This window comes from Luteimonas yindakuii (assembly GCF_004803715.2).
GTDB classification, from domain to species: Bacteria; Pseudomonadota; Gammaproteobacteria; order Xanthomonadales; family Xanthomonadaceae; genus Luteimonas; species Luteimonas yindakuii.
Genome location: NZ_CP039383.2, coordinates 2,832,154 through 2,855,083 on the forward strand (window position 1 = coordinate 2,832,154; position 22,930 = coordinate 2,855,083).

Consider the following 22,930-nt stretch of genomic DNA (forward strand, 5'->3'; position numbering starts at 1 on the left):
TCAGCCGGCGGCCGGCGCAGGCGCCCCGGTCGCGTCCTGCGTCGCGACGCCCAGCCGCGCCAGGCGCAACTGGAACAGCGCCTTGGTGACCAGCAGGCGTTCCTCGATGGGCTTGAGCACCAGGTCGTTGGCGCCATCGCGCAGCAGCGCCATCTGGTTGACCCGGTTGTCGTCGCCGGTCATCACCAGCACCGGCAGCCGGCGCTTGCCGTAGCCGAGTTCGCCACGCACGGCCTGCAGCAGGTCGCGACCGCTCAGCTCGCCCTTGAGGTAGACGTCGGTCAGCAGCAGGTCGGCACCGGGTGCGTCGGCGCCATCGCGTCGCTCGCGCAGCCATTCGATGGCTTCCTCGGCGCTGATCATGTGGATCACTTCCATGCCATGCGACTGCAGCATGCGGCGGGTGGCGAGCGCGACGGTGCGGCTGTCCTCCACATACAGCACGCGTGCGCCGGGGATCGCCTGCGGCATCACATAGCCGCGCACGAAGGTTGCCAGCGCCTGGTGGCCTTCGCCCTTGTCGAAGTAGTCGGTGACGTCCTCGGTGAAGCGGCGGCGCTCCAGGTGCGCCTGCGCTTCCGCCGAGACCACGATCACCGGCACGTATTTCTGTCCCGCGGTTTCGCGCACCGCGCGCGCCAGCTGCTGGCCATCGCCGTCGGGCAGCACCAGCGAGGTGGTGACGAGATCCACCGGCGCGGCGGCCAGCGCCTCGCGCGCCTCGGCGAGGCCGGCGCAGGCGACCACGTCGACGTTGGGCACCTCCTGCCGCAGCACGTCGCCGATCAGGCGACGCACCAGCTTTGAACCGTCGACCACCATGATCCGCGGCGATTCGCTCACCAGGTGGCGCAGGTCGGGCGCGGCGGGGTGGCTCATCTCAGGCCTCCGTGGGTCGGGTCTGTCGCAGATAGTGGCCGGTCACGACACCGGCACCGAGCCAGCCCAGCAGCGCGGCGCCGGCCACGACCGCGAGCGATTGCGGGAGGCCGAAGCCGTGCAGGGCGAAGCCGCTGCCGTAGCCCGCGACCAGTTCCGCCAGCGGTGCCTGCAGCGCCAGCCCGGCCAGTGCCAACAGGCCAAGCGCGAGTGCGCCGGCGGCGAGTCCGTACCACGCACCCTGGTAGAGGAACGGCCGGCGGATGAAGCCATCGGTGGCGCCCAGCAACTGCAGCACGGCGATTTCCTCGCGCCGCGACTGGATGTCCAGGCGCACGGTATTGCCCACCACCAGCAGCGCGCCGATGCCCAGCAGCGCCGCCAGCACCCAGGCCACGCGCGCGGCGAAGCGCATCCACGCATCCAGCCGCTGCCGCCAGGCGGCGTCGTGCACGACCAGCTCGGCTTCGGGCAACGCGCCCAGCGCCGCGGCGAGCGTTGCATTGTCCATCGCAGGCACCACCACCAGCACCGCCGGAAGCGGATTGGCGTCCAGACCGCCGAGACCGTCGATGGCGTCGCCAAGGCCGCCGCGGGTGCGCAGTTCCTCCAGGCCCTGCTCGGGCGTGCGCAACTCCACTGTCGCCACGTCGGCGCGCGCGGCGATGTCGCGCTCCAGCGCCTGCAGGCGTTCGGCACTAGTGTCCATGGCGAGGAACACGCTGATTTCCTGCGACTGCTGCACGCTGCCCGACAGCCGCGCCACGTTGCCCAGCACCAGCAGCAGGCCCAGCGGCAACGCCAGCGCCACCGCCATCACGCCGATGGTGAGCGCAGTGGCCCACGGACGGCGCAGCAGGCGCCCGAGGCCCGAGACCACGCTGTAGGCGTGGTGGTCGATCCAGGTGCCGAAGCCCGACTGCGACTTCGCGGGCTTCGCGGCCGGTTCACTCATCGGCGAGTTCCTCGGGCCTGATGTCGTCCACCAGCCGCCCCTGGTCGAGCACCAGCACGCGCTTGCGCATGCGCCGCACCAGCGCGAGATCGTGGCTTGCCACCAGCACGCTGGTGCCGCGTGCGGGTAGGGTTTCGAACAGGGTCATGATCTCCGCCGACAGGGTGGGATCGAGATTGCCGGTGGGCTCGTCGGCCACCAGCAGCCGGGGCTCGCCGACGATCGCGCGGGCGATGCCGACGCGCTGCTGCTCGCCGGCCGACAACTGCGTCGGCAGTGCGCGTTCGCGTTCGCCCAGGCCCAGGCGCTCGAGCGCGCTGCGCACGCGGCGGGCGATGTCCGCCCGGCGCAGGCCGCGCAGGATCAACGGCAACGCCACGTTCTCGGCGACGGTGCGGTCCGCCAGCAAGCGATGGTCCTGGAACACCACGCCGACATCGCGCCGGTGCAGCGCGACCTTGCGGCCGTGCACCCGCAGCAGGTTGCGCTCGGCGAACAGCACCGCGCCGCGGCTGGGCCGTTCCGACAGGTGCACGAGTTTCAGCAGCGTGCTCTTGCCGGCGCCCGAATGGCCGGTGACGAACAGCATTTCGCCTTCGCCGACGTCGAAGCTGACATCGGCCAGCGCGACATGGCCGCCGGAATACTGCTTGCTGACGTTGTCGAATCGAAGGACGCCCATGGCGGTCGATTATGCCCGCAACGCCTGTGCACGTCCGTCGTGCGCACCACCGTCAATAGCCGCAAACGACGACGGCCCGGACATGCCGGGCCGTCGTGATCCGCCGTGTCGCTCAGCGGGCGTCGGTGGAACCGCCAACCAGACGCTTCAGGCCGCGTCCGATGCGCGACAGCAGTGACGGCGACGGCTGGGTGGACGCAGGTGCCGGGCGCGCAGCGGCAGGAGCCGCCGCGCTGTCCCGCGGGGCACGTGGCGTTGCGGACGACGCCGCGCTCTCGCGTGGTGCCCGCGGCGCGCGTGTCGCGCCACCTTCCGTACCACCCTGGCGCGGCGGTCGCGGACCGCGCGCTGCAGCGGTGCCGGCCTCGCCGGTCGCCGGTGCCGCCGCCTGCGCGGAAGCGCCTGCGGCATCCCCGTCCTTGCGCGGGCCACGGCGGCGGCGACGCTTGCGCGCCGGTGCCGCGGCATCACCCGCATTGGCCGGTGCGCCCTCGGCCGTGACGACCGCAGCAGCTGCGCCACCATTGGTGACGGCTGCAGGTGCCGCGTCCGGCGACGCCGCGACATGGGCGTCGTCGCTGCTGCGCGGACCACGACGCTCGCCCGACCCGGCTGCGCCCGACGAACCACGCCCACCGTTGCTGCGGCGGCCGGCGCCTGCGCCACCCGTTCCGCCCTTGCGCGGCCCGCCGCGGCGGGCATCGTCGGCGGCGCGCTGCTCGCGCGCCTCGCGGAAGATCTCGCCGATGCTCTCGCCCTCTTCCGCCTGCAACTCGACGCCTTCGCGCGGCTTGCGCGGCAGCGCGGTCAGCAGCTCGGCGGTGACCGGCTCCAGCGGCAGCTTCTGCTCGATGAAGGCCTCGATGTCGGGCAGCGACATCGCATAGCGCTCGCAGGCGAAGCTGATCGCGTCACCTTCGGCCCCCAGGCGTGCGGTGCGGCCGATGCGGTGGACGTAGTCCTCGGCATCGAACGGCAGGTCGTAGTTGTAGACGTGGCTGACGCCGTCGATATGCAGGCCACGCGCGGCGACGTCGGTGGCCACCAGGATCTCGAGCTGGCCGGCCTGGAACTTCTTCAGCAGCGACTCGCGCTTCTTCTGCGGCACGTCGCCCGACAGCACGCCGACGCGGTAGCCGGCCTTTTCCAGCGAACGCGCCACCCGCTCGACGAATGCCTTGGTGTTGACGAACACCATCGTGCGCGCGCCTTCGCTGCGCGACAGCAGGCCCAGCAGCAGCGGGATCTTCTCCTCGTCCGAGGGGTAGTACACCTTCTGGCGCACCTTCGCCGCGGTGATGAACTCGCTCTCGACGACGATCTTCTCGGGCTCATTCATGTGCTCGTAGGCGAGCTCGAGCACGCGGTGCGACAGCGTCGCCGAGAACAGCAGCGTCTGCCGCTCGGTGCGGATCGGCATGCGCCGCAGCAGGAAGCGGATGTCCTTGATGAAGCCGAGGTCGAACATGCGGTCGGCCTCGTCGAGCACGCACATCTCGCAGGCATGCAGGGACACGACCTTGTGCTGCTTGACGTAGTCGATCAGGCGGCCGGGCGTGGCGATGATGACGTCGGCGCCGTCCTGGAGCTGCTGGCGCTGCTTGTCATAGTCGACGCCGCCGTAGACCAGGGCGAACTTCAGCCCGAGGTCGAGCTTCATCGCATCCTTGTGGATCTGGATGGCGAGCTCGCGGGTCGGCGCCAGGATCAGCGCGCGCGGATCCTCGGGCTTGCGGTCGGCCAGCGCCGGGCGCTTGAGCAGGCGGTCGATCACCGCGACCAGGAAGGCGAGGGTCTTGCCGGTGCCCGTCTGCGCCTGGCCAGCCACGTCGCGTCCATTGAGCGCGAGCGGCAGGGTCAATGCCTGGATCGGGGTGCAGCGGAGGAATCCGGCGGCTTCGAGGCCGGCCAGCAACTGCGGATGCAGGTCGAATTCCGAAAAGGTGATGTCGGTAAGAGGCTTGTCGCTCATGCGTTGGGAGTGCTCGATGTGGCTGGGCTCGCCGCTTGCGTGCGGCGGGGATGCGCTTGCGCGGGGGAGACCCGCGTCGCAGACTGCCGGCCGGAGGAAGGGCGCCGCTGTGGGCCCTGGACGGTCGGGCCTCGATCAGGCCTTGACAGCCGGCCTTGGTTTTTGGCCGGAAGCACCCAAGTCTAGCATCCATGCGGGTTGCGCGGCCGTGCGCCCTGCCCCGATCCTTTCAGGAGAATCCAGTGAGCGACAAGGTCATCCACGCCGGCGATGCCGATTTCGAAACCACCGTGCTGCAGTCCGACGAACCCGTGCTCGTCGATTTCTGGGCGCCGTGGTGCGGCCCGTGCCGGATTATCGCGCCGGCCCTCGACGAGCTGGCCGAGAGCTACGCCGGCCGCGCCAAGGTGGTGAAGGTCGACATCGACCAGCACCAGGCAACCGCGCTGAAGTACCACGTGCGCTCGATCCCGATGCTGCTGCTGTTCAAGGGCGGCCAGGTGCAGGCCACCCAGATCGGCGCGGTGGGCAAGGCCCAGCTCGCGCAGATGATCGACAAGGCACTCTGATCCACCCATGGCGCCCCGCCGGGCGCCTTCGATGCGGCCAGCAAGGTCGCTTGCCGCGCGACCGTGGCGGTGCTAGTTTTGACCGATCCGGCGTGGAGTACCGCGCCGCACCCTTCTGAAGGTTCCCCTTCCATCCCTCGCCCGCATCCCAGCGGGCGCTCGCAGCAGCGAGGAATTCGCACTTGTCCGAGAACACCCCCGACGCCGGCCAGCCCGGCGACTCCGGCGACACCGCCGAAAAGCGCGTGCGCAAGCCGCGTGCCCCACGTGCACCCCGCGCCGCCAAGGCCGACGGCGACACTCCCGTGCAGCAGGCGCTGCCGGTGGATGCGCCGGCCCCATCTGCGCCCTCGGCGCCGAGCGCTCCGGCATCCACGCCGTCCGAACCTTCCGCGCCCACGCACAACGCCCAGCCCGGCAATGGCGGCAATGGCGGCGGCGGGCGTGACCAGGACGGCCAGGACAACCGCGGGCAAGGCCAGCAGCAGGGCCAGGGCCAGGACCAGAATCAGGGTCAGAACCAGGGCCAGGGTCAGGGCCAGGGCAACAATCGTCGCGACCGTTTCCGCAACCGCCGTGACCGCCAGCGTGGCGACCGCTTCCGCGACGACGGCCTGCCGCAGGAAAGCGGCAACGAGCAGCAGCAGGCGCACCGCATGCCGCCGCCGAACATCCCGGAAGGCTTCCCGCAGTACTCGCTGGGCGACCTCAAGCGGATGCCGGCGCACAAGCTGCTCGACATCGCCGAACAGCTCAACATCCACGAAGGTGTCGCCCGCGCCCGCAAGCAGGACGTCATCTTCGCCCTGCTCAAGGTGCTCACCCGCACCAGCGAGGGCGTGCAGGCCGACGGCGTGCTGGAAATCCTGCCCGACGGCTTCGGCTTCCTGCGCGGCGCCGAGGCGAGCTATCTCGCCGGCCCGGACGACACGTACATTTCGCCCAGCCAGATCCGCCGCTTCAACCTGCGCACCGGCGACCACCTGAGTGGCCGCATCCGCTGGCCCAAGGACGGCGAGCGCTACTTCGCGCTCAACGTGGTCGACACCATCAACGGCGAGCCGCCGGAAGCCAGCAAGGGCAAGGTGCTGTTCGAGAACCTGACCCCGCTGTTCCCGCGCAAGCGCTTCAGGCTCGAGCGCGGCGACGGCTCCACCGAGGACATCACCGGCCGCATCCTCGACCTGATGGCCCCGCAGGGCAAGGGCCAGCGCGCCCTGATCGTCTCGCCGCCCAAGGCGGGCAAGACGATGATGATGCAGCAGATCGCCACGGCCATCACCACCAACCATCCCGAAGTGCACATGATCGTGCTGCTGGTGGACGAGCGTCCGGAAGAAGTGACCGAGATGCAGCGCACCGTGCGCGGCGAGGTCGTTTCCTCGACGTTCGACGAGCCGGCCGCGCGCCACGTGCAGGTCGCCGAAATGGTGATCGAGCGCGCCAAGCGCCTGGTCGAGCACAAGCGTGACGTGGTGATCCTGCTCGACTCGATCACCCGCCTGGCGCGTGCCTACAACAACGTCGTGCCGTCGTCGGGCAAGGTGCTCACCGGTGGCGTGGACGCGAACGCGCTGCATCGTCCGAAGCGCTTCTTCGGCGCCGCGCGCAACGTCGAGGAAGGCGGTTCGCTGACGATCATCGCCACCGCGCTGGTCGATACCGGCAGCGCGATGGACAAGGTGATCTACGAGGAGTTCAAGGGCACCGGCAACTCCGAGATCCACCTGGATCGCCGCATCACCGAGAAGCGCGTGTACCCGGCGATCAACGTCAACCAGTCGGGCACCCGCCGCGAGGACTACCTGATCGAGCCGGAGCTGCTGCAGAAGATCTGGATCCTGCGCAAGCTGCTGCACCCGATGGACGAGATCGCGGCGATGGAGTTCCTGCTCGACAAGATGAAGACCACCAAGTCCAACGACGAGTTCTTCTCTTCGATGAAGCGCTGATCCGGCAACGGATGCAGCAACGAAAAGCCCCGCGTCCGCGGGGCTTTTTCGTATCCGGCGAAGACCGGTCTCGCGCCGGTTACCCGGCGTCCGCTTCGCGCACCACAAACGGCGACTGCGCGGCGACGGCCTGGCCCGAAGGGCGCTCGGCTGCCAGACATTCCGGCTGGTCGACCCAGGAACGGCGCGCCGCCTCCAGCATCTCGCGGGCAGCTCGCGTGCCGCTGCGTCCCACGGTCAACTCCAGCGGCATGCTGACCGGGGTGCTGACCGGCTGGCCGTCCACCTCCTCGGGAAGCAGGCGCATACCACCCACCCATTCGCGCGCCATCCGCTCGAATATGCCCGTGCCGCGCTGGCCCTCGCCGTTGAAATCGACCTTGTCCAACGTCGCGGAGCCATCCTCTCCCACCGTGTAGCGGATCGTCATGTCCGCGCCCCACCCGCGCTTCAGGGCATCGACGGGATACCGCGGCGGATCGGGGTACGGCACGCCGCCTGCACGACCGGGCCCATTGTTGCGGTATTCCGCCGCCATGCGCATCTGCCCGCCATCGGGGATCGCGCATACGCCCATCACCACATAGGTGACCCCACCACGTGCGTGGCCATCGATCATCGCAGGCTGGAACTCCAGTTCGCGCGTGCGCGCCTCGACGAAATCGCGCACGGGACCCGGCAGCGGCGCCATCGCCTCGACGGCACCCGGCCTGCCGGCCTCGTCGACGGCGACCTTGACCATCGTGGTGAACGCCAGCGGCGTATCGGCCTGCCGTGCCGGTGCGGGTGCGGGTGCGGCCGCTGCCAGCATGGCACCGCAGGCCACCGCAAGCATCGTCTTCATGAGTGTTGCTCCTGGAACGATCGCTGGGCGTGGCTCAGCCATCCAGCGGCGTGAGCAGGCGGAAACGCGACGTTTCCGGTGTCAGGCTGTCGGCCAGCAGCAGATCGGGGCTGAAGGCCGGCGACGTTGGCCCGGCCCAGTCGGGACGCATGCGGGGACCGGGATGGTAGGACGCCCATTCGCCATACCGGGGCCGGCGATGGTTGTCGATGAAGAACTCGACCGGCACCCGCACCACCCAGTGATCTCGTTCCACCTCCGGCCCTTCCGATGGTGGAATGAAGCTCCATCTGCGCGCGCCGCTGATCGAGGCGCGGGCCAAGGCCTCGCGAATGGATTCCATGGCACGCGCGGTGCCGACCACCGTCAGGTTCACCTGTTCGGCGGCGACGTCCTCGACGCGGCCGTCGCGGCCGACCCTGACCAGCAGATAGACCGTGCCCGCGCCACCCGCAACCAGCACGTTGGAGGGATACTGCGGCGGACGCATGTTCTTTCTGCGCACGCTGCCCGCATCAGTATCCGAATACGTTTCGCCGAAATGCGCGCTGCGGATGGCGACGTTCATGCTGCCATCGCCGGCCTGCGTGGCGACCAGGCGCAGGCTCATCTTCGCCTGCCCCGACGCGGGTGACCCGTCGACCAGCAGCGGTTCGAAGCGGAACGCGGGGACCGCGCGATCGACCAGCTCGAGCACGTAGTCGGGGAGTTTGTCCGGCTGGTCCACGACGTGCGCGGTGACCTCGCCCTGCGCGTCGATGTCGATGACACCGGTGACCACCATGCTGGCCTCGACTTCCTGGCGGGCCTGGCGTGCGGTCTGCGATTCGGCGCGGATGGGCAACGCCAGCAACGATGCCGCAAGCAATGCGGCGGCGACGATTCGGAACATGATGGCTTCCTGCGCGGTCCGGGACAGGGAGGATGCAACGCCGGTGCCGGTGTCGCAACCGCGGGGACTGGCAGCCCGGCTGCGGACGCAACGCATCGGGTCGGCGCTATGCGCGCACGCCCCACCCTGGGCGTGCACGTTCGGGCGACGCCGGAATCAACCCTGGTCGCGCAGGAACCTCGCCATCGAGACATCGCCGCCGGCCTGGTGGCTGGGCGCGAGTTCGGCGGCAACGTCGACGAAGCCACGCATGATCGCGATGTCGCGCGGCACGCGGTTGAGCGCATCACGCAGGCCCGGGTCGGCGCCTGCACGCAGCAGGCGGCGCGCGAGATGCAGCAGGCCGTGCAGCGCGGCCAGGTGCAGCGGGCCGAAGCCACGCGGATCCTGGGCGTCCAGCGAGGCACCTTCGTCGAGCAGATGGTCGAGTACGGCGGCCACCACGTTCTCATCGCAGGCGGTGCCGGGTTCGGCGCGCGCGCCCAGCAGCAGCAGCAGCGGCGTGACCCCGCCCGCCGCCGCGGCGTCGATCTCGGCACCGCCGTAGAGCAGCGCGTCGAACAGGGCGGCCAGGCGCGGGCGATCCCGCGCGGTGAAGCCGTAGAGGGCGGCACAGTGCAGCGCGGTGAGTCCCTGCGCATCGGTGGCGTGGATGTCCGCACCGGCCTTGATCAGGCGCCCGCACAGGTCGGGCAGCCCGAGCGCGGCGGCCAGCATCAGCACCGTGACCTCGCCGGGCAGGCGCTGCTGGTGGCCGGCACCGGCTTCGAGCAGGCGATCGACGATGTCGAGCTCGCGCATGCTCACCGCGGCCGAAAGCGGGGTGGCACCGCTGTGCGCGGCCAGTGCCGGGTCGGCACCGCGCGCGAGCAGCAGGTCGACGACGGCGCGATGGCCACCGCCGGCGGCGCGCAACAACGCGCTGCATCCCTGGGCATCGACGGTATCGACCGGGAAACCAAGATCGAGCAGGCGGCGCACCGCATCGGCGTCGCCGGCCATTGCCGCGGCCGGCAGGTCGTTCGCCTGCAACGCGCGGCGCGGCAATGCCCAGCCACGCCAGTCGAGCCAGTCGGCGAGGTCGCGGCGACCGCCGGCCAGTGCCACCCCGAGTGGCGTCTGCCCGTCGGCAGCGCGCATGCCCGGGCTGGCGCCGGCGCGCACCAGCGCCTTCAACGCGGCCTCGCGCCCGAGCGCCGCGGCCAGGTGCAGGGCGGTCATCCCACGGCCGTCGCGGGCGTCGAGATCGACACCGGTGGCAACCAGGCGTTCGAGCAGCTGGTGCCATCCCAGGCGCACCGCCAACGACAGCGGCGGGTCGCCTTCAGGCGATGCCGCGAACGGATCCGCACCCCGCTCCAGCAGTTCCAGCGCGAGATGTTCGAGCGCCCGCGCGGCATGGTCGCCGTGTGCGCAGGCGGCAAGGAAGCGCGCCAGTCCGCCGGCACCGGCGGGCGAAACGTTGTGGCGCAGCAGCGCCTGCACGGCCTCGATGGCGTCCGGACCACGATCGAGCAGCCGGAACATCGCGGTGTCGCCGCCGTCGGCACGCACGTCCGGATCGGCGCCCTGCGCCATCAGCCAGTCGATGCGCGCCGGCGTCACCGGCACTTCGTCGTCGTCGAGCAGGCTGCCGAGCTCGCGGGCGTCGACCAGGGCCAGCAGCGCGTCGAGGCGATCGGTCCGTGACTCGCGCAGCGCGTCGCGCAGCAGCACCAGCGGGGCGCGGTCGGGCACGTCGGCCTCGCCGGCGTCGGGCACCACGCTGGCCGGCAGCGCATACGCCGGGTCCAGCAGCGCCACCAGCGACCAGCGACCGGCGGCGGCGGCATGCTCCACCGGCGTCCGCCCGGCGGCATCCGCCTGGCGGGGATCGAGACCGAGTTCCACCAGGCGGCGCACCAGGCTCGCCGACGATGGCTCGGCCAGCGTCGCCAGCGCCAGCGCGCCCTGCCCGTGCGCATCGACCGCATGCACATCGGCACCGGCGGCGAGCAGGGCCTCGAACGTGGCCAGGCGTCCGCCGCGCGCGGCCTCGAGCAGTGGCGTACGCGTGTTGGCGTCGGCGAGGTCCGGCGCGGCACCGGCATCGAGCAGCGCGGCCACGATGTCGCTATGGCCGGCGAACGCGGCTTCGTGCAGTGCGGTACGCCCGCGGGCGTCGCGCGCATCCACCTTCGCCTTGTGGCGCAGCAGCAGCTGCACGCCGGCGGCGTCGTCCTCGTCGCCACGGGCGGCGGCCAGCAGCGCCGGGGTGGCGTCAACCGCGTGGGTGGCGGCACCGCGCTCGAGCAGGAATTTCGCCAGCCGCCAGTTGCAGGCGGCGCAGGCGACGCCGAGCGGCGTCAGGCCCTCGTCGTTGCGCGCATCCAGCTCGGCGGCGGCATCGCGCAGCAGCGCGGCGACCCCGGGATCGGTGCTGCGCGCGGCATGGTGCAGCGGCGTATTGCCCTCGTGGTCGCGTGCACGCGGGTCCGCGCCATTGGCCAGCAGCGTCATCACCGCTTCCGGGCGGCCGTGCCAGCTGTCGCGCGTGGCGGCCAGCAGCGGCGTCATGCCGGCGCAGGCGCTGTTGAGGTCGATGCCGCGGGCGATGAGCGCGCGCAGCAGGCGCAGGTCCGGCAGCACCGCCGCCAGCACCACCAGCGCGCGCTGGTCGCGTTCGCCGGCGGGCGGCGACGCCATCGGGTCGGCGCCGTGTTCGAGCAGTTCCAGCGCGCGGTCGACGCGACCGGCGCGCGCGGCGGCATACAGCGCGGCGTCGACATCACCCTCGATGACGGGCTCGACCGCCTTCGGCATGTCGATCTCGATGACCGGCATCGGCAGGCGCGCCGCCGGGGCCAGTGCCTGCAGCCCCCGATGCGCCATGCCACTCCACACCGCGGCGAGCGCTGCCAGCAGCCAACGTGCGCCGCCATCGACCAGGCCCGGCCACGCCAGCACCACCGTCAGCCCGGCGATGCCACCCGCGCCCAGCGCCAGCCACAGGCCGCGCAGGGCGCCGGCATCGTGTTCGGCCAGTGCCTGCCAGTGGGTCGACAGGCCACCACCGTCGCGTTCGAGCGCATGCCAGAACGGCCACGTCCGCCACAGGCCGATCAGGACCAGGCCGGCACTCGCGCTCAGTCCCAGCGCCGCACCGAGCGAGCCGCTCTGGCGCAGTGCCGACAGCGGCCACGCGACCAGCACCGCGGTCGCCAGCAGCAATCCACCCCAGGCCAGCAGCAGGGGAACGGCCTGCGTCGCCGCTGCGCGGTCGACACGCGCGCCGCGCGCGGCCAGTGCGAATACCGGCTGCGCGATCCACAGACCCACCATCGCCAGCCAGGGCGCGAAGCCCGCCAGCAATGCCAGCCCCGCACCGAGCGCATACAGCGCCGCGCGATCGCGCCTGGTGGTGGATGCCGGCTCAGGCATCGGTGCCCCAGTCCCCGGTCAGCGGATCGGCGGCGGCGGACGGTGGCATCTGCAGATGGAAGCGATTCGCGGCCAGGTTCGCACGCACGGTCGCGACGTCCTCGCGCGCGAGGCGACGCTCGGGGGTCAGCGCCACGTCGAGGACGAAACGGAACGGCCCGAGCCGTTCCATCAGGCCCTTGGGCAGTACGGAGAAGTCGTCGCGGGCGGCAAGATAGACGTAGGTGTCGTCCTTGCGCTGGCTCTTGTAGACGTAGGCGTGCATGGCCCGGAATACGGCTCGATGCCCATGATTGTGCGGGAAACGGCCTGCACAAGGAACCGCGCCCCGCGTTGCGCGCGGTGATGCCGCGGCGCTGCCGGCACCAGTCCGCGCACCAGCCGTCGGCATGGCTCCGCGTGCCAGCGTGCAGCGCTCAGTGGTAACCGGAATCCGACTCGATCTTGCCGCGGAACACGTAGTACGACCAGCCGGTGTAGCCGAGGATCAGCGGCAGCAGCACGACCAGCCCGGCCAGCAGGAAGCCCTGCGAGGATGCCGGCGACGATGCCTCCCAGATCGACATCGCCGGCGGCACGATGTTGGGCCACATGCCCAGCACCAGCCCGACGAAACCCAGGAAGAAGAAGCACAGCGTCCACAGGAACGGCATCGCATCGCGCCCCTCGCGCATCGCCGCGCGCCACAGCAGCACTGCATTGGCCAGCACCAGCAGCGGCACCGGCGACAGCCAGAGGAAGTTGTTGCCCTCGAACCAGCGCTCCATGACCTGCGACTCGAGGAACGGCAGCCACGCGCTGACCAGCCCCATGAAGGCCGCGACCACCAGCACCAGCGGCCGGGTGAGCGTGCGGGCGATCTGCTGCAGCCGGCCCTCGGTCTTGACGATCAGCCAGGTACTGCCCAGCAGCGCGTAGCCGAACACGACCGCCATGCCGGTCAGGATCGAGAACGGGCTGAACCACCCCAGCGCCCCGCCGACGTAACGGCCTTCCTGCAGCGGCATGCCTTCCACCAGTGCACCGAGGATGACGCCCTGCGCGAAGGCGGCCAGCAGCGAGCCGACCGCGAAGGCGCCGCCCCAGAAGCGGCGGCCACGCCTGGCCTTGAAGCGGAACTCGAACGCCACGCCGCGGAAGATCAGCGCGATCAGCATCAGCAGCACCGGCAGGTACAGCGCCGACAGCAGCAACGCATAGGCGGCCGGAAACGCGGCCAGCAGGCCGACGCCCCCCAGCACCAGCCAGGTCTCGTTGCCGTCCCAGATCGGCGCGGCGGTGTTGATCATCTGGTCGAGCTGGTGGCCGTCCTCGGCGAAGGGCGCAAGGATGCCCAGGCCGAGCACGAAGCCGTCGAGCAGCACGTACATCAGCACGCCGAAGCCGATCACGCCGAACCAGATCACCGGCAATACGGTTTCCATGTCCATCAGCCTGGCCTCCGGGCGGGCTTCGCCACGTCTACTTCGTGCTCGTTGGGATCGGCGGCGGAGATCGGACGCCGTGGCGTGCGCTCGCCGTCGTCGGATTCGGGCGCGGGCTCGAACGGCAGCGGGCCGCGGCGCAGCAGCTTGTAGATGTAGCTGCCGCCGGCGCCGAACACGATGGCGTAGGCGAGCAGGAATGCGCTCAGAGAGATCACCACGCTGGAGACCTCGAGGTCGCTCACCGCGTCCTCGGTCCGCAGCAGGCCCTGCACCACCCACGGCTGGCGGCCCATCTCGACGACGAACCAGCCGGCAAGCACGGCGATGAACCCGCTGGGCGCCATGATCCGCCAGCCATCGAGCAACCAGCGCGTGTCGTACAGGCGGTCGCGTCGCCACGCCACCAGCGACAGCGCGCACAACAGCAGCATCAGCATGCCGATGCCGACCATGACCCGGAACGACCAGAACACCGGCACCACCGGCGGACGCTCCTCCGGCGGCACCGCGGTCAGCGGTTCGATCTCGCCATCCAGGCTGTGGGTCAGGATCAGGCTGCCCAGGCGCGGGATCGCCAGCTCGAAGTTGTTGCGCTCGTTGGCCTCGTCGGGCAGGCCGAACACCACCAGCGGCACCCCGGCACCCGGCGCACCGTGGTGCCAGTGTCCTTCCATCGCCGCGAGCTTGGTCGGCTGGTACTCGGCGGTCGCCAGGCCATGGAGGTCGCCGACCACGATCTGCAGCGGCACCGCGATGGCGGCGAAGGCCACCGCCAGCTTCAGCATGCGCCTGCCCGGCTCCAGGTGATCGCCGCGCCGCAGGTACCACGCACCGACGCCGCCGATGACGAAGCAGGTGGTGATGAACGCGGCCAGCACCATGTGCGCGAGCCGGAACGGGAACGACGGGTTGAAGATGATTTCGCGCCAGCTGGCCGGGTGGAACATGTCGCCGACCATCTCGTAGCCGGCCGGCGTGTGCAGCCAGCTATTGGCCGACAGGATCCAGAACGTCGAGATCAGCGTGCCCAGCGCGACCATGCAGGTCGAGAAGAAATGCAGTTTCTCCGGCACCTTGCGCCAGCCGAACAGCATCACCCCGAGGAACGATGCCTCCAGGAAGAACGCGGTCAACACCTCGTAGGCCAGCAGCGGGCCGAGGATATGGCCGGCCCGCTCCGACAGCACCGACCAGTTGGTGCCGAACTGGAAGCTCATGACGATGCCCGACACCACGCCCATGCCGAACGAGATCGCGAAGACCTTCATCCAGAAGAAGAACATGTCGCGCCAGATCGTGTCGCGCGTGCGCAGCCAGCGCCATTGCAGGAACGCCAGCCACGACGACAGGCCGACGGTAAACGCCGGGAACAGCACATGGAACGAGATCACGAACCCGAACTGGATACGCGACAGCATGAGTGCGTCCACAACGTACCCCTCGCTGCTGACCGGTGACGCAGGCTAGTCCGGCGGAATGTGAGCCCGACGTGCGGTCGAGGATGCCGGAAAGTCGACGCCCGGGACTGACACATTGCGTCACCTGGTTCGCGATCCACCTCTATCGACGACAGAATGGGACCTGTTGCGTCATCGAGTGTGACGCGTGTCGCATACTTTCAGGATCGATTCACGTACGGTGCACCCACAGGATGATCCGGATGCTTCCGGCGAACAGGGACGTGCAGACGGGGACGCGAAAGCGTCCCCGTCCTTTTTGGGGAATCGCCATTCCGCCCGTTCGACCGTGACCTGTGGCCCAGCCCTCCGGCAGGGGCCGGCTGCTAACCTGCTGCGGTTTGCCTGTCACGGAAGTCCCATGATCCGCCTGCTCCCGCTGCTCTTCCTGGTTGGCGCCGCCGCCGCGCCTGTCCTCGCCCAGCCTGCCCAGCCATTGACGCTCGACCGGATCATGGCCGACCCGGACTGGATCGGTCCGCCGGTCGAACAGGCCTGGTGGTCCTGGGACGGCCGGCGGGCGTTCTATACGCTCAAGCGTGCCGACAGCAGCGTGCGCGACACCTGGGTGCTGCCGGTCGACGGCGGCGAGGGCGTGCGCGTCGATGGCCCCGCCCGCGCCGACATCGATGGCATGCAGGCGGCCTACGACCGTGGCCGCACGCGCATGGCCTATGTGCGCAATGGCGATGTCTTCGTCCGCGACCTGCGGACCGGCGCCGTCACCCAACTGGGCCGCGGCGACGAGCGCGCGGCTTCCCCGCTGTGGGGCGACGATGGCGCGCTGGTGTGGCGCGTCGGCAACGATCGCTGGTTCCGGTGGGACCCGCGCGAGGGCGTGACCACCGCGATCGTGCTGCGTGCCGAGGAGGACCCGTCCGCGCCGCCCAAGGAGGACGGCCTGCGCGACCTGCAGCTGCGCCTGGTGGACACGCTGCGGCTGGAGCGCGAGCGTCGCGATGCCCAGCGCGAGCAGGACGCCGACTGGCGCCGCGTCGATCCGACCCGCGCGCCGGCACCGATCCACCTCGGCCGCGACGTCACCATCGCCGCCAGCGCGCTGTCGCCGGACGGCCGCTGGCTGCTGGTCGCCACCGAGCCCAAGGCCGCCGACAAGGGCCAGGCCGGGCGCATGCCGAAGTACGTGACCGAATCGGGTTACGAGGAATTCGAGGACGTGCGCACCCGCGTCGGTCGCAACGACCCCGTCGCGCAGACGCTGTGGATGATCGATGTCGCCAGCGGCAAGGCCGAGAAGCTGGTGCTCGACGCGCTGCCCGGGATCGACCGCGATCCGCTCGCCAGCCTGCGCCGCAGCGCCGGCCAGGAGCCGCTGAAGGGCGTGCGCGCGGTGCGCCTGGAAGGACAGGGCCCGGACGTGCTGCGCTGGGCCGGCGACAGCCGCCAGGCCGCGCTGATGCTGCACTCGGTCGACAACAAGGACCGCTGGCTGGTGACCGTGGAGGCCGGCGCCACCGCGCCGCGCCTGCGCCACCGGCTCACCGATGACGCCTGGATCAACTGGGGCTTCAACGACTTCGGCTGGATGCCGGACAACCGCACGCTGTGGTACCTGTCCGAGCACAGCGGCTGGTCGCACCTCTACACCACCGACGGCGCCGCCACCCGCGCGCTGACCTCCGGCCGCTGGGAGGCCTCGGCGCCGGTGCTGGCCGCCGATGGCAACACCTTCCTGTTCGTGTGCAACCGCGCGCGGCCCGGCGACTACGAGGTCTGCCAGGTGCCGGCCGGCGGTGGCGAGGTGCGCGAGATCACCGACCTCGACGGCGTCGAGGACTTCCGCGAGTCGCCGGATGGGCGTCGCCTGCTGGTGCGGCAGTCGTCGAGCTACACGCCGCCGCAGCTGGCGGTGATCGATGTCGACGGTTCCGGATACCGCCAGCTCACCGACACCCGCAGCGCCGAGTTCCGCGGCTTCGACTGGCTCGAGCCGCAGACCGTGCAGGTGCCGTCCAGGCACGGGGCGGGCACGATCTGGGGCAAGTACTACGGCCCGGCGACGATGGAGCCCGGTCGCGAGTATCCGATCGTGCTGTTCGTGCACGGCGCCGGCTACCTGCAGAACGTCAGCGACCGCTACCCGAACTACTTCCGCGAGCAGATGTTCCACAACATGCTCGTGCAGCAGGGCTACATCGTGCTGGACCTGGATTTCCGCGCGTCGGAAGGCTACGGCCGCGACTGGCGCACGGCGATCTACCGGCAGATGGGCCATCCCGAACTCGAGGATTACCTCGACGGCATCGACTGGCTGGTCGAGACCCGCCAGGGCGATCGCGACCGCGTCGGCATCTACGGCGGCAGCTACGGCGGCTTCGTGACCTTCATGGCGCTGATGCGCGAGCCGGGCGTGTTCAAGGCCGGTGCGGCGCTGCGCCCGGTCACCGACTGGACGCAGTACAACCACGCCTACACCGCCAACATCCTCAACACGCCGGCGATCGACCCCGAGGCCTACCGGATCTCGTCGCCGCTCGAGTACGCCGACCGCCTGCAGGACCACCTGCTGATCGCGCACGGCATGATCGACGACAACGTGTTCTACAAGGACTCGGTGATGATGGCGCAGCGGCTGATCGAGCTGCGCAAGGACAAGTGGGAGCTGGCGAGCTACCCGCTGGAGCGCCACGCCTACCAGCACGCGGCATCGTGGTACGACCAGTACCGCCGCATCCACGAGCTGTTCGAGCGGGCGTTGAAGGCACCGGAAACGTTGGAGCGGTAACCGTCGGAGGGCGCGCTTCTCGGCGCGGCTCCCGCCGGCATGCGGACGGCTTTCCTCCGCCCCATGCGGGGACGCAGATCGACGAAGAAACCTGCAGTGGTCCCGCGCTGCAACCCCTCTCCCGCCTGCGGAGAGGGCACGGGTGAGCGCGAAGCCGGTCGCACGGTGCCGATACAATCGGCGCATGGACGATATCGATACCGTACGCAACTACCTCACCGGCCTGCAGGACCGCATCTGCGCGGCCATCGAGGCGGCCGACGGCGCCGCACGCTTCCGTGAAGATGCCTGGACGCGCGAGCCCACGCCCGGAAGCACCGCACTCGGCGGTGGTGGCCGCACCCGCGTGCTGCGCGATGGCGCGGTGTTCGAACAGGCCGGGATCGGCTTTTCGGACGTGTTCGGGGAGCGGCTGCCGCCCTCGGCAACCGCCGCACGCCCTGAACTCGCCGGTGCTTCGTGGCGCGCAACGGGCGTATCGCTGGTGTTCCATCCGCGCAATCCGTACCTGCCGACCACGCATGCCAACGTGCGCCACTTCCGTGCCAGCCGCGATGGCGAAACCGTGGCATGGTGGTTCGGCGGCGGTTTCGACCTGACGCCGTTCTACCCCGTCGACGAGGACGTGCTGCACTGGCACCGCACCGCGCGCGACCTGTGCGAACCGTTCGGCGGGCAGGCGCGCTACGACGCGCACCGGCAGTGGTGCGATGACTATTTCTTCCTGAAGCACCGCGACGAGACCCGCGGTGTCGGCGGGCTGTTCTTCGACGACCTCGGCGAGGATTTCGACCGCGACTTCGCCTACATGCGCGCGGTCGGCGACGGCTTCCTCGATGCCTACCTGCCGATCGTGGAGCGCCGCAAGGACACGCCGTACGGCGAACGCGAGCGGGACTTCCAGCTCTACCGGCGCGGCCGCTACGTCGAGTTCAACCTGGTCTGGGACCGCGGCACGCTGTTCGGCCTGCAGTCGGGCGGGCGCACCGAATCGATCCTGATGAGCCTGCCGCCACTTGCGCGTTGGGAATACGGACACACGCCGGAGCCGGGCAGCGCCGAAGCCAGGCTGGCCGACTACCTGCGGCCGCGCGACTGGCTCGCGGAGTGGGGCTGAGGGATACGCGGACGCCTGCAGACCTGCCGGGTCGGAATGAGGTCCCCAGCCACCGCCCTGCCCTCACCCCTACCCCTCTCCCACAGGCGGGAGAGGGGTGACGGCATGTGCTGAAGCAGGCGCGGCAAGCAGAGAAGCGCTTCCCCTCTCCCGCGCGGGAGAGGGTGCCCGGAGGGCGGGTGAGGGCGGCGCCTCAGCGCGCGCCCACCGGGTCGATTTCCTCGACCAGGTGCGTCGCACCGTAGACCTTGTCCAGCGCTTCGATCATCGCCGCACTGTGCACGGACACGGTGCGGTTGAGCGTCTCGTCGTACCAGAAGCTGCCGCCCAGCGAATGGATGTTGCCATCGAAGGCCAGCCCCACCACTTCCGCGTTGCGGTTGATCACCGGGCTGCCGGAATTGCCGCCGATGATGTCGTTGGTGCTGACGAAGTTGAAGCGGGTGTCGAGGTCGAGCCGATCCTTCGCGTCCAGCCAGCGCTGCGGCAGCGCGTACGGCGCGAAGCCGGTGGCACGCTCGAACAGGCCGCCGATCCGCGTGTACGGCGCGATGTCGTTGCCGAGCTCGTTCCAGCCGCGCACCTCGCCATAGGACAGGCGCAGGGTGAAGGTGGCATCCGGATAGACACCGGTGCCGTACCTGGCGAAGCGGGTGCGGGCGATGGATTCGGCGTTGCGCCCTTCCACCGCATCGACCTCGGATTCGAAACGGCTACGTAGCGCACGCGATTCCGCGTCCAGCGCACGGGCCAGGCGGATGAACGGATCCTGCGAGGCGTCGACCGCGGCCTTGCCGCCACGCCACAGGCGCTCGCGTTCGGCGGCGTCGCCAAGCCTCGTGCCGTTGACCAGTTCCGCGGCCAGTGCTTCCGGCGACTTGCCGCCGAACACCTGCTGCACGGTCGGGTGATCGGTACCCAGCAGCTCGCGGAACTTGGTCAGCGAATGGGTCAGCTTGACGGTCTCGAACTCGGGGTACACCGGCGACTTCGAGAACAGCGTCTGCTCCAGCCGCGTCAGGCCCGCATCCTGGAACTCCGGCAGGCGCTCGGCATTCGGCTTCGGCCGCTCGTCGCCGCCACGCAGCAGGATCGAGGCGAACTGGAAGTAGCGGCTGTCGAACGCGCGCTGCTGGCCGATGAGCATGTGCGGGTAGTACAGCGTGCGACGCACCTGCTGGGCCTGGGCGATCTCGTCCCACGGCGTGGACGATTCCGCGGCCGTGCGCAGCTCGGCTTCCTCGCGACGCTTGGCAGCGAACACCTGCGGATCCAGCAGCGCCTGCAGCTGGCCGCGGAACACCTTGTAGCTGTTCTCGGTGAAGGTGAGGTCCGACTGCGCCTGGCGCGCGGCTTCCTCGCCGCCGCGGCTGTACTGCGCCAGCAGCGCGCGCCGCTCGGCCAGCAGCAGCAGGTTGTTGATCAGGTCGAGGTCGCGCACGCGTTCGAGCTGGGCGACGGTGAGCTGGCGCTGGGTGCGGCCGGGATGGCCGGTGACCATCGTCAGTTCGCCCGGCTGCGCGCCGGCCGGGTTGAGGCGGAAGTGGTGTTCGACCTTGGCCGGCTGGCCGTTCTCGTAGGCGCGCAGCAGACCCATGTCGAGGTTGTAGCGCGGGAAGTTGAAATTGTCCGGATCACCGCCGAAGAAGCCCGCCGCGTATTCCGGCGAGAACACCAGGCGCACGTCCTGGTAGCGCTTGTAGGCATACAGATGATGCTGGCCACCGGCATACAGCGACACCACGTCGCAGCGCTTGCCCGATGCGTCGCCCGCCACGCACGCGTCCTCGATCCGCGAGACTTCGGCGTTGCGTGCATCGATGTATTCGCGGCCGGACTTGCCGGCGGTCACCTTCGCGATGCGATCGGTGACGTCGGTGATCTCCTGCAGGACGTTGAGTTCCTCCGCCGGGCACTGCAGTTCCTCGGCGCGCGACGCGGCCACGAAGCCATCGTTGAGGCGGTCCTCCTCGGCCGACGACAGGCCCTGCACGCAACCGACGATGCAGTGGGCATTGGTCAGCACCAGGCCTTCGTCGGAGACGAACGAACCCGAGCAGCCACCGGCCAGGCGGACCGACGAGCGCATCGCATTGCGCACCCAGTCGGCATCGGGGCTGAAGTCGTAGGCCGACTGCAGCGCGCGGGTGGGCAGGTTGTCGAGCGTCCACATGCCCTCGGCGGCGGACGCGGAAGCGGAGACCAGACTGGCGACAGCCAGCGCAAGCACGTGTTTCATGGGCGGGCCCCCTGGGCGGATGAACAGGATCGCATCGTAGCGGAATCGCCCGTCGCGCCACCGCCCGCTGGGCTGCGGTTCACCGCGGGTCGACCCATTCAGGGGAAAATGGCCGCCTTCCCTTCCTCGGGATGGCTCCATGTACGGTCGCGAACGCCGCACTTCCCCCGACATCGACCAGGACGCGCTGCGCGCCGCGCTCACGCCCGCGCAACGCGCGGCACTGCCGTTGCTGGAACGTTTCGGCTGGGAGCTGCGCTTCGTCCGCCGGCCGTTGTTCATGGAACCGGTGCCGGTGCTGTTCGACCGCGACGGCAAGCGTTGGGTCTCGCTCGAGGCCGACGGGACGGTCAACGAGAACTCGGGGTTCAAGCTGCGCGACTGACCACGCGCTTGCGCGCGATCAATGCGACGCCCGCGGCGGCGGTGGCATCCTCTCGTTCCACCCGGACAGGAGGCGGGCAATGACCATCCAGATACTCGAAGGCCGGACCGCGCTGGTGACGGGCGGCGCACGTGGCATCGGCGCGGCCATCGTGCGCCGGCTGCATGACCTTGGCGCCGGCGTGGTGATCACCGACCTCCTCGACGCCGAGGGCGAAGCGCTGGCTGCGGCACTCGGCCAGCGGGCCCTGTTCGTCCACCACGACGTCGGCGACGAGGCCGCCTGGCAGGCGGCCGTGGCTGCCGCGGTGGAGCGTTTCGGCGCGCTGCACGTGCTGGTCAACAACGCCGGCGTGTACCAGCCCGGCGCGGTCGAGGACACCAGCGTCGCCACCTTCGAGTGGATGGTCCGGGTCAACCAGACCGGCACCTTCCTCGGCATGAAGCACGTGCTGGCGCCGATGAAGGCCGCCGGCGGGGGCAGCATCGTCAACATCTCCTCGATTGCCGGCATGGTGGGCTTCCCCGGCGCCTGCGCCTATGTCGGCACCAAGTGGGCAGTGCGCGGGATGACCAAGACCGCTGCGGTGGAGTTCGCCCCGCATCGCATCCGCGTCAACTCGGTGCACCCGGGGTTCATCGACACGCCGATGCTGGCCGGCAACTCCGACGAGGCGAACGCGGCCGGTATCGCCGCGACGCCGCTGAAGCGGGTCGGGCAGCCGGACGACATCGCGGCCGCGGTGGCCTATCTGGCCGCGGACGGCGCCTCGTTCATCACCGGCACCGAACTGGTCGTCGACGGCGGCTACGTGCTCTAGGACGGGTCAGTGCACCACCAGCACCGGCACGCTGCTGCGTCCGACCACGGCCTGGGTCTGGCTGCCCAGCAGCAGCCGGCCGAACCCGCTGCGGCCATGCGATGCCATCACCACCAGGTCGCAGCCGTGTTCGCGCGCAGCGTCGATGATCGCCTCGGCGGGGACGCGCTCCTCGATATGCAGCACCTGCGCCGCCACCCCGTGCCGGCAGGCAAGCCCGGCTGCGGCGGCCAGGCATGCATCGGCTGTTCGCGTGCGCCGGCGCGGTATTCGTGCACCAGCTCGCCGGCGGCACCGAATCCGGTGGGGTCGGCCAGGGCCGTGTTCCATGGTTCCGAGACCGTTACCACTGTCAGCCGTGCGTCCAGTGCGGCGGCGAGGGCGGCGGCGTGCCCGATCCCACGCAGGGCAAGTTCCGAGCCGTCGGTGGTGGCGAGAATGTGGGTGTACATGGGCATGCTCCATACCGGTCGGCCACCATGCTGCCATGACGGAACGCGCATCCGGGCCGGACGCGGCGTCCACACCGGCTCCACGGACCTGCATTCAGCATGCGCGCCACCCTCGCGCCCAT

19 protein-coding genes are annotated in these 22,930 nt (G+C 70.1%); 6 read left to right on the forward strand and 13 right to left on the reverse strand.

The annotated features are described in order from the left end of the window. The 4 genes from E5843_RS13125 to rhlB all read right to left on the reverse strand — a co-directional run bounded on the left by E5843_RS13125 (position 1) and on the right by rhlB (position 4,488). Positions 1 to 879 carry a response regulator gene (locus tag E5843_RS13125; protein WP_136412893.1) on the reverse strand — a complete coding sequence of 293 codons (879 nt, stop codon included), beginning with the start codon at positions 877 to 879 and terminating at the stop codon, positions 1 to 3. A gap of 1 nt (position 880) precedes the next feature. Continuing rightward, positions 881 to 1,834: a permease-like cell division protein FtsX gene (ftsX, locus tag E5843_RS13130; RefSeq protein WP_141066071.1), complete on the reverse strand. Its 954-nt coding sequence runs from the start codon at positions 1,832 to 1,834 to the stop codon at positions 881 to 883. Continuing rightward, positions 1,827 to 2,516 carry a cell division ATP-binding protein FtsE gene (gene ftsE, locus E5843_RS13135; protein WP_134674355.1) on the reverse strand — a complete coding sequence of 230 codons (690 nt, stop codon included), beginning with the start codon at positions 2,514 to 2,516 and terminating at the stop codon, positions 1,827 to 1,829. The genes ftsX and ftsE overlap by 8 nt, the downstream gene beginning before the upstream one ends. Positions 2,517 to 2,628: 112 nt before the next feature. Continuing rightward, positions 2,629 to 4,488, reverse strand: a complete 1,860-nt coding sequence (rhlB, locus tag E5843_RS13140; protein WP_136412895.1) for an ATP-dependent RNA helicase RhlB — start codon at positions 4,486 to 4,488, stop codon at positions 2,629 to 2,631. 242 nt (positions 4,489 to 4,730) lie between these two features. Between rhlB and trxA the strand changes: the two genes are divergently transcribed. Together trxA and rho are read left to right on the forward strand one after the other, a co-directional pair. Beyond that, complete coding sequence (gene trxA / locus E5843_RS13145; protein ID WP_141066072.1) at positions 4,731 to 5,057, forward strand: thioredoxin; 327 nt, start codon at positions 4,731 to 4,733, stop codon at positions 5,055 to 5,057. A 182-nt stretch (positions 5,058 to 5,239) separates the two neighbouring features. Next, the gene (rho, locus tag E5843_RS13150; RefSeq protein WP_141066073.1) at positions 5,240 to 7,009 is read left to right on the forward strand and encodes a transcription termination factor Rho; all 1,770 of its coding nucleotides are present in this window, start codon (positions 5,240 to 5,242) and stop codon (positions 7,007 to 7,009) included. A 79-nt stretch (positions 7,010 to 7,088) separates the two neighbouring features. Here the strand turns inward: rho and E5843_RS13155 are convergent, their stop codons facing one another. The 6 genes from E5843_RS13155 to E5843_RS13180 form a co-directional block, all read right to left on the reverse strand. Beyond that, a complete protein-coding gene (locus E5843_RS13155; protein ID WP_136412898.1) occupies positions 7,089 to 7,853 on the reverse strand; it encodes an energy transducer TonB in 765 nt (254 codons plus the stop codon). 34 nt (positions 7,854 to 7,887) lie between these two features. Then, positions 7,888 to 8,745, reverse strand: a complete 858-nt coding sequence (locus tag E5843_RS13160) for an energy transducer TonB (RefSeq protein WP_136412899.1) — start codon at positions 8,743 to 8,745, stop codon at positions 7,888 to 7,890. A gap of 156 nt (positions 8,746 to 8,901) precedes the next feature. Continuing rightward, complete coding sequence (locus E5843_RS13165; RefSeq protein WP_141066074.1) at positions 8,902 to 12,165, reverse strand: ankyrin repeat domain-containing protein; 3,264 nt, start codon at positions 12,163 to 12,165, stop codon at positions 8,902 to 8,904. After that, complete coding sequence (locus tag E5843_RS13170; protein ID WP_136412900.1) at positions 12,158 to 12,430, reverse strand: YcgL domain-containing protein; 273 nt, start codon at positions 12,428 to 12,430, stop codon at positions 12,158 to 12,160. Before E5843_RS13170 ends, E5843_RS13165 begins: the two co-directional genes overlap by 8 nt. Before the next feature lie 151 nt (positions 12,431 to 12,581). Continuing rightward, a complete protein-coding gene (gene cydB / locus E5843_RS13175) occupies positions 12,582 to 13,595 on the reverse strand; it encodes a cytochrome d ubiquinol oxidase subunit II (protein WP_134674363.1) in 1,014 nt (337 codons plus the stop codon). Continuing rightward, a complete protein-coding gene (locus E5843_RS13180; protein ID WP_136412901.1) occupies positions 13,595 to 15,022 on the reverse strand; it encodes a cytochrome ubiquinol oxidase subunit I in 1,428 nt (475 codons plus the stop codon). Before E5843_RS13180 ends, cydB begins: the two co-directional genes overlap by 1 nt. Before the next feature lie 388 nt (positions 15,023 to 15,410). Here E5843_RS13180 and E5843_RS13185 point away from each other — a divergent pair, with 388 nt between their 5' ends. Together E5843_RS13185 and hemF are read left to right on the forward strand one after the other, a co-directional pair. Then, positions 15,411 to 17,795, forward strand: a complete 2,385-nt coding sequence (locus E5843_RS13185) for a S9 family peptidase (RefSeq protein ID WP_136412902.1) — start codon at positions 15,411 to 15,413, stop codon at positions 17,793 to 17,795. 184 nt (positions 17,796 to 17,979) lie between these two features. Then, entirely contained in the window at positions 17,980 to 18,912 is a 933-nt protein-coding gene (hemF, locus tag E5843_RS13190) for an oxygen-dependent coproporphyrinogen oxidase (protein ID WP_136412903.1), read from the forward strand. Between the two features lie 193 nt (positions 18,913 to 19,105). Here hemF and E5843_RS13195 read toward each other — a convergent pair whose 3' ends face one another. Further along, positions 19,106 to 21,151, reverse strand: coding sequence for a S46 family peptidase (locus E5843_RS13195; protein ID WP_136412904.1), 2,046 nt, complete (start codon positions 21,149 to 21,151; stop codon positions 19,106 to 19,108). Between the two features lie 139 nt (positions 21,152 to 21,290). On the opposite strand from E5843_RS13195, the gene E5843_RS13200 reads away from it, so the two are divergent. Together E5843_RS13200 and E5843_RS13205 are read left to right on the forward strand one after the other, a co-directional pair. Continuing rightward, positions 21,291 to 21,536, forward strand: a complete 246-nt coding sequence (locus E5843_RS13200) for a hypothetical protein (RefSeq protein ID WP_136412905.1) — start codon at positions 21,291 to 21,293, stop codon at positions 21,534 to 21,536. 79 nt (positions 21,537 to 21,615) lie between these two features. Next, positions 21,616 to 22,356: an SDR family NAD(P)-dependent oxidoreductase gene (locus E5843_RS13205; protein WP_244240788.1), complete on the forward strand. Its 741-nt coding sequence runs from the start codon at positions 21,616 to 21,618 to the stop codon at positions 22,354 to 22,356. A 6-nt stretch (positions 22,357 to 22,362) separates the two neighbouring features. On the opposite strand, the gene E5843_RS14535 is transcribed toward E5843_RS13205, so the two are convergent. Next, entirely contained in the window at positions 22,363 to 22,554 is a 192-nt protein-coding gene (locus E5843_RS14535; protein ID WP_341867479.1) for a universal stress protein, read from the reverse strand. After that, positions 22,464 to 22,859 carry a universal stress protein gene (locus tag E5843_RS14540; protein WP_341867480.1) on the reverse strand — a complete coding sequence of 132 codons (396 nt, stop codon included), beginning with the start codon at positions 22,857 to 22,859 and terminating at the stop codon, positions 22,464 to 22,466. The genes E5843_RS14535 and E5843_RS14540 overlap by 91 nt, the downstream gene beginning before the upstream one ends. Positions 22,860 to 22,930: the final 71 nt, after the last annotated feature.

Coding starts and splice junctions, on each gene's coding strand:
- E5843_RS13125 (WP_136412893.1), bottom strand. CDS start 879: ATGAGCCACCCCGCCGCGCCCGACCTGCGCCACCTGGTGAGCGAATCG.
- ftsX (WP_141066071.1), bottom strand. CDS start 1,834: ATGAGTGAACCGGCCGCGAAGCCCGCGAAGTCGCAGTCGGGCTTCGGC.
- ftsE (WP_134674355.1), bottom strand. CDS start 2,516: ATGGGCGTCCTTCGATTCGACAACGTCAGCAAGCAGTATTCCGGCGGC.
- rhlB (WP_136412895.1), bottom strand. CDS start 4,488: ATGAGCGACAAGCCTCTTACCGACATCACCTTTTCGGAATTCGACCTG.
- E5843_RS13155 (WP_136412898.1), bottom strand. CDS start 7,853: ATGAAGACGATGCTTGCGGTGGCCTGCGGTGCCATGCTGGCAGCGGCC.
- E5843_RS13160 (WP_136412899.1), bottom strand. CDS start 8,745: ATGTTCCGAATCGTCGCCGCCGCATTGCTTGCGGCATCGTTGCTGGCG.
- E5843_RS13165 (WP_141066074.1), bottom strand. CDS start 12,165: ATGCCTGAGCCGGCATCCACCACCAGGCGCGATCGCGCGGCGCTGTAT.
- E5843_RS13170 (WP_136412900.1), bottom strand. CDS start 12,430: ATGCACGCCTACGTCTACAAGAGCCAGCGCAAGGACGACACCTACGTC.
- cydB (WP_134674363.1), bottom strand. CDS start 13,595: ATGGACATGGAAACCGTATTGCCGGTGATCTGGTTCGGCGTGATCGGC.
- E5843_RS13185 (WP_136412902.1), top strand. CDS start 15,411: ATGATCCGCCTGCTCCCGCTGCTCTTCCTGGTTGGCGCCGCCGCCGCG.
- hemF (WP_136412903.1), top strand. CDS start 17,980: ATGGACGATATCGATACCGTACGCAACTACCTCACCGGCCTGCAGGAC.
- E5843_RS13195 (WP_136412904.1), bottom strand. CDS start 21,151: ATGAAACACGTGCTTGCGCTGGCTGTCGCCAGTCTGGTCTCCGCTTCC.
- E5843_RS13200 (WP_136412905.1), top strand. CDS start 21,291: ATGTACGGTCGCGAACGCCGCACTTCCCCCGACATCGACCAGGACGCG.
- E5843_RS13205 (WP_244240788.1), top strand. CDS start 21,616: ATGACCATCCAGATACTCGAAGGCCGGACCGCGCTGGTGACGGGCGGC.
- E5843_RS14540 (WP_341867480.1), bottom strand. CDS start 22,859: ATGCGCGTTCCGTCATGGCAGCATGGTGGCCGACCGGTATGGAGCATG.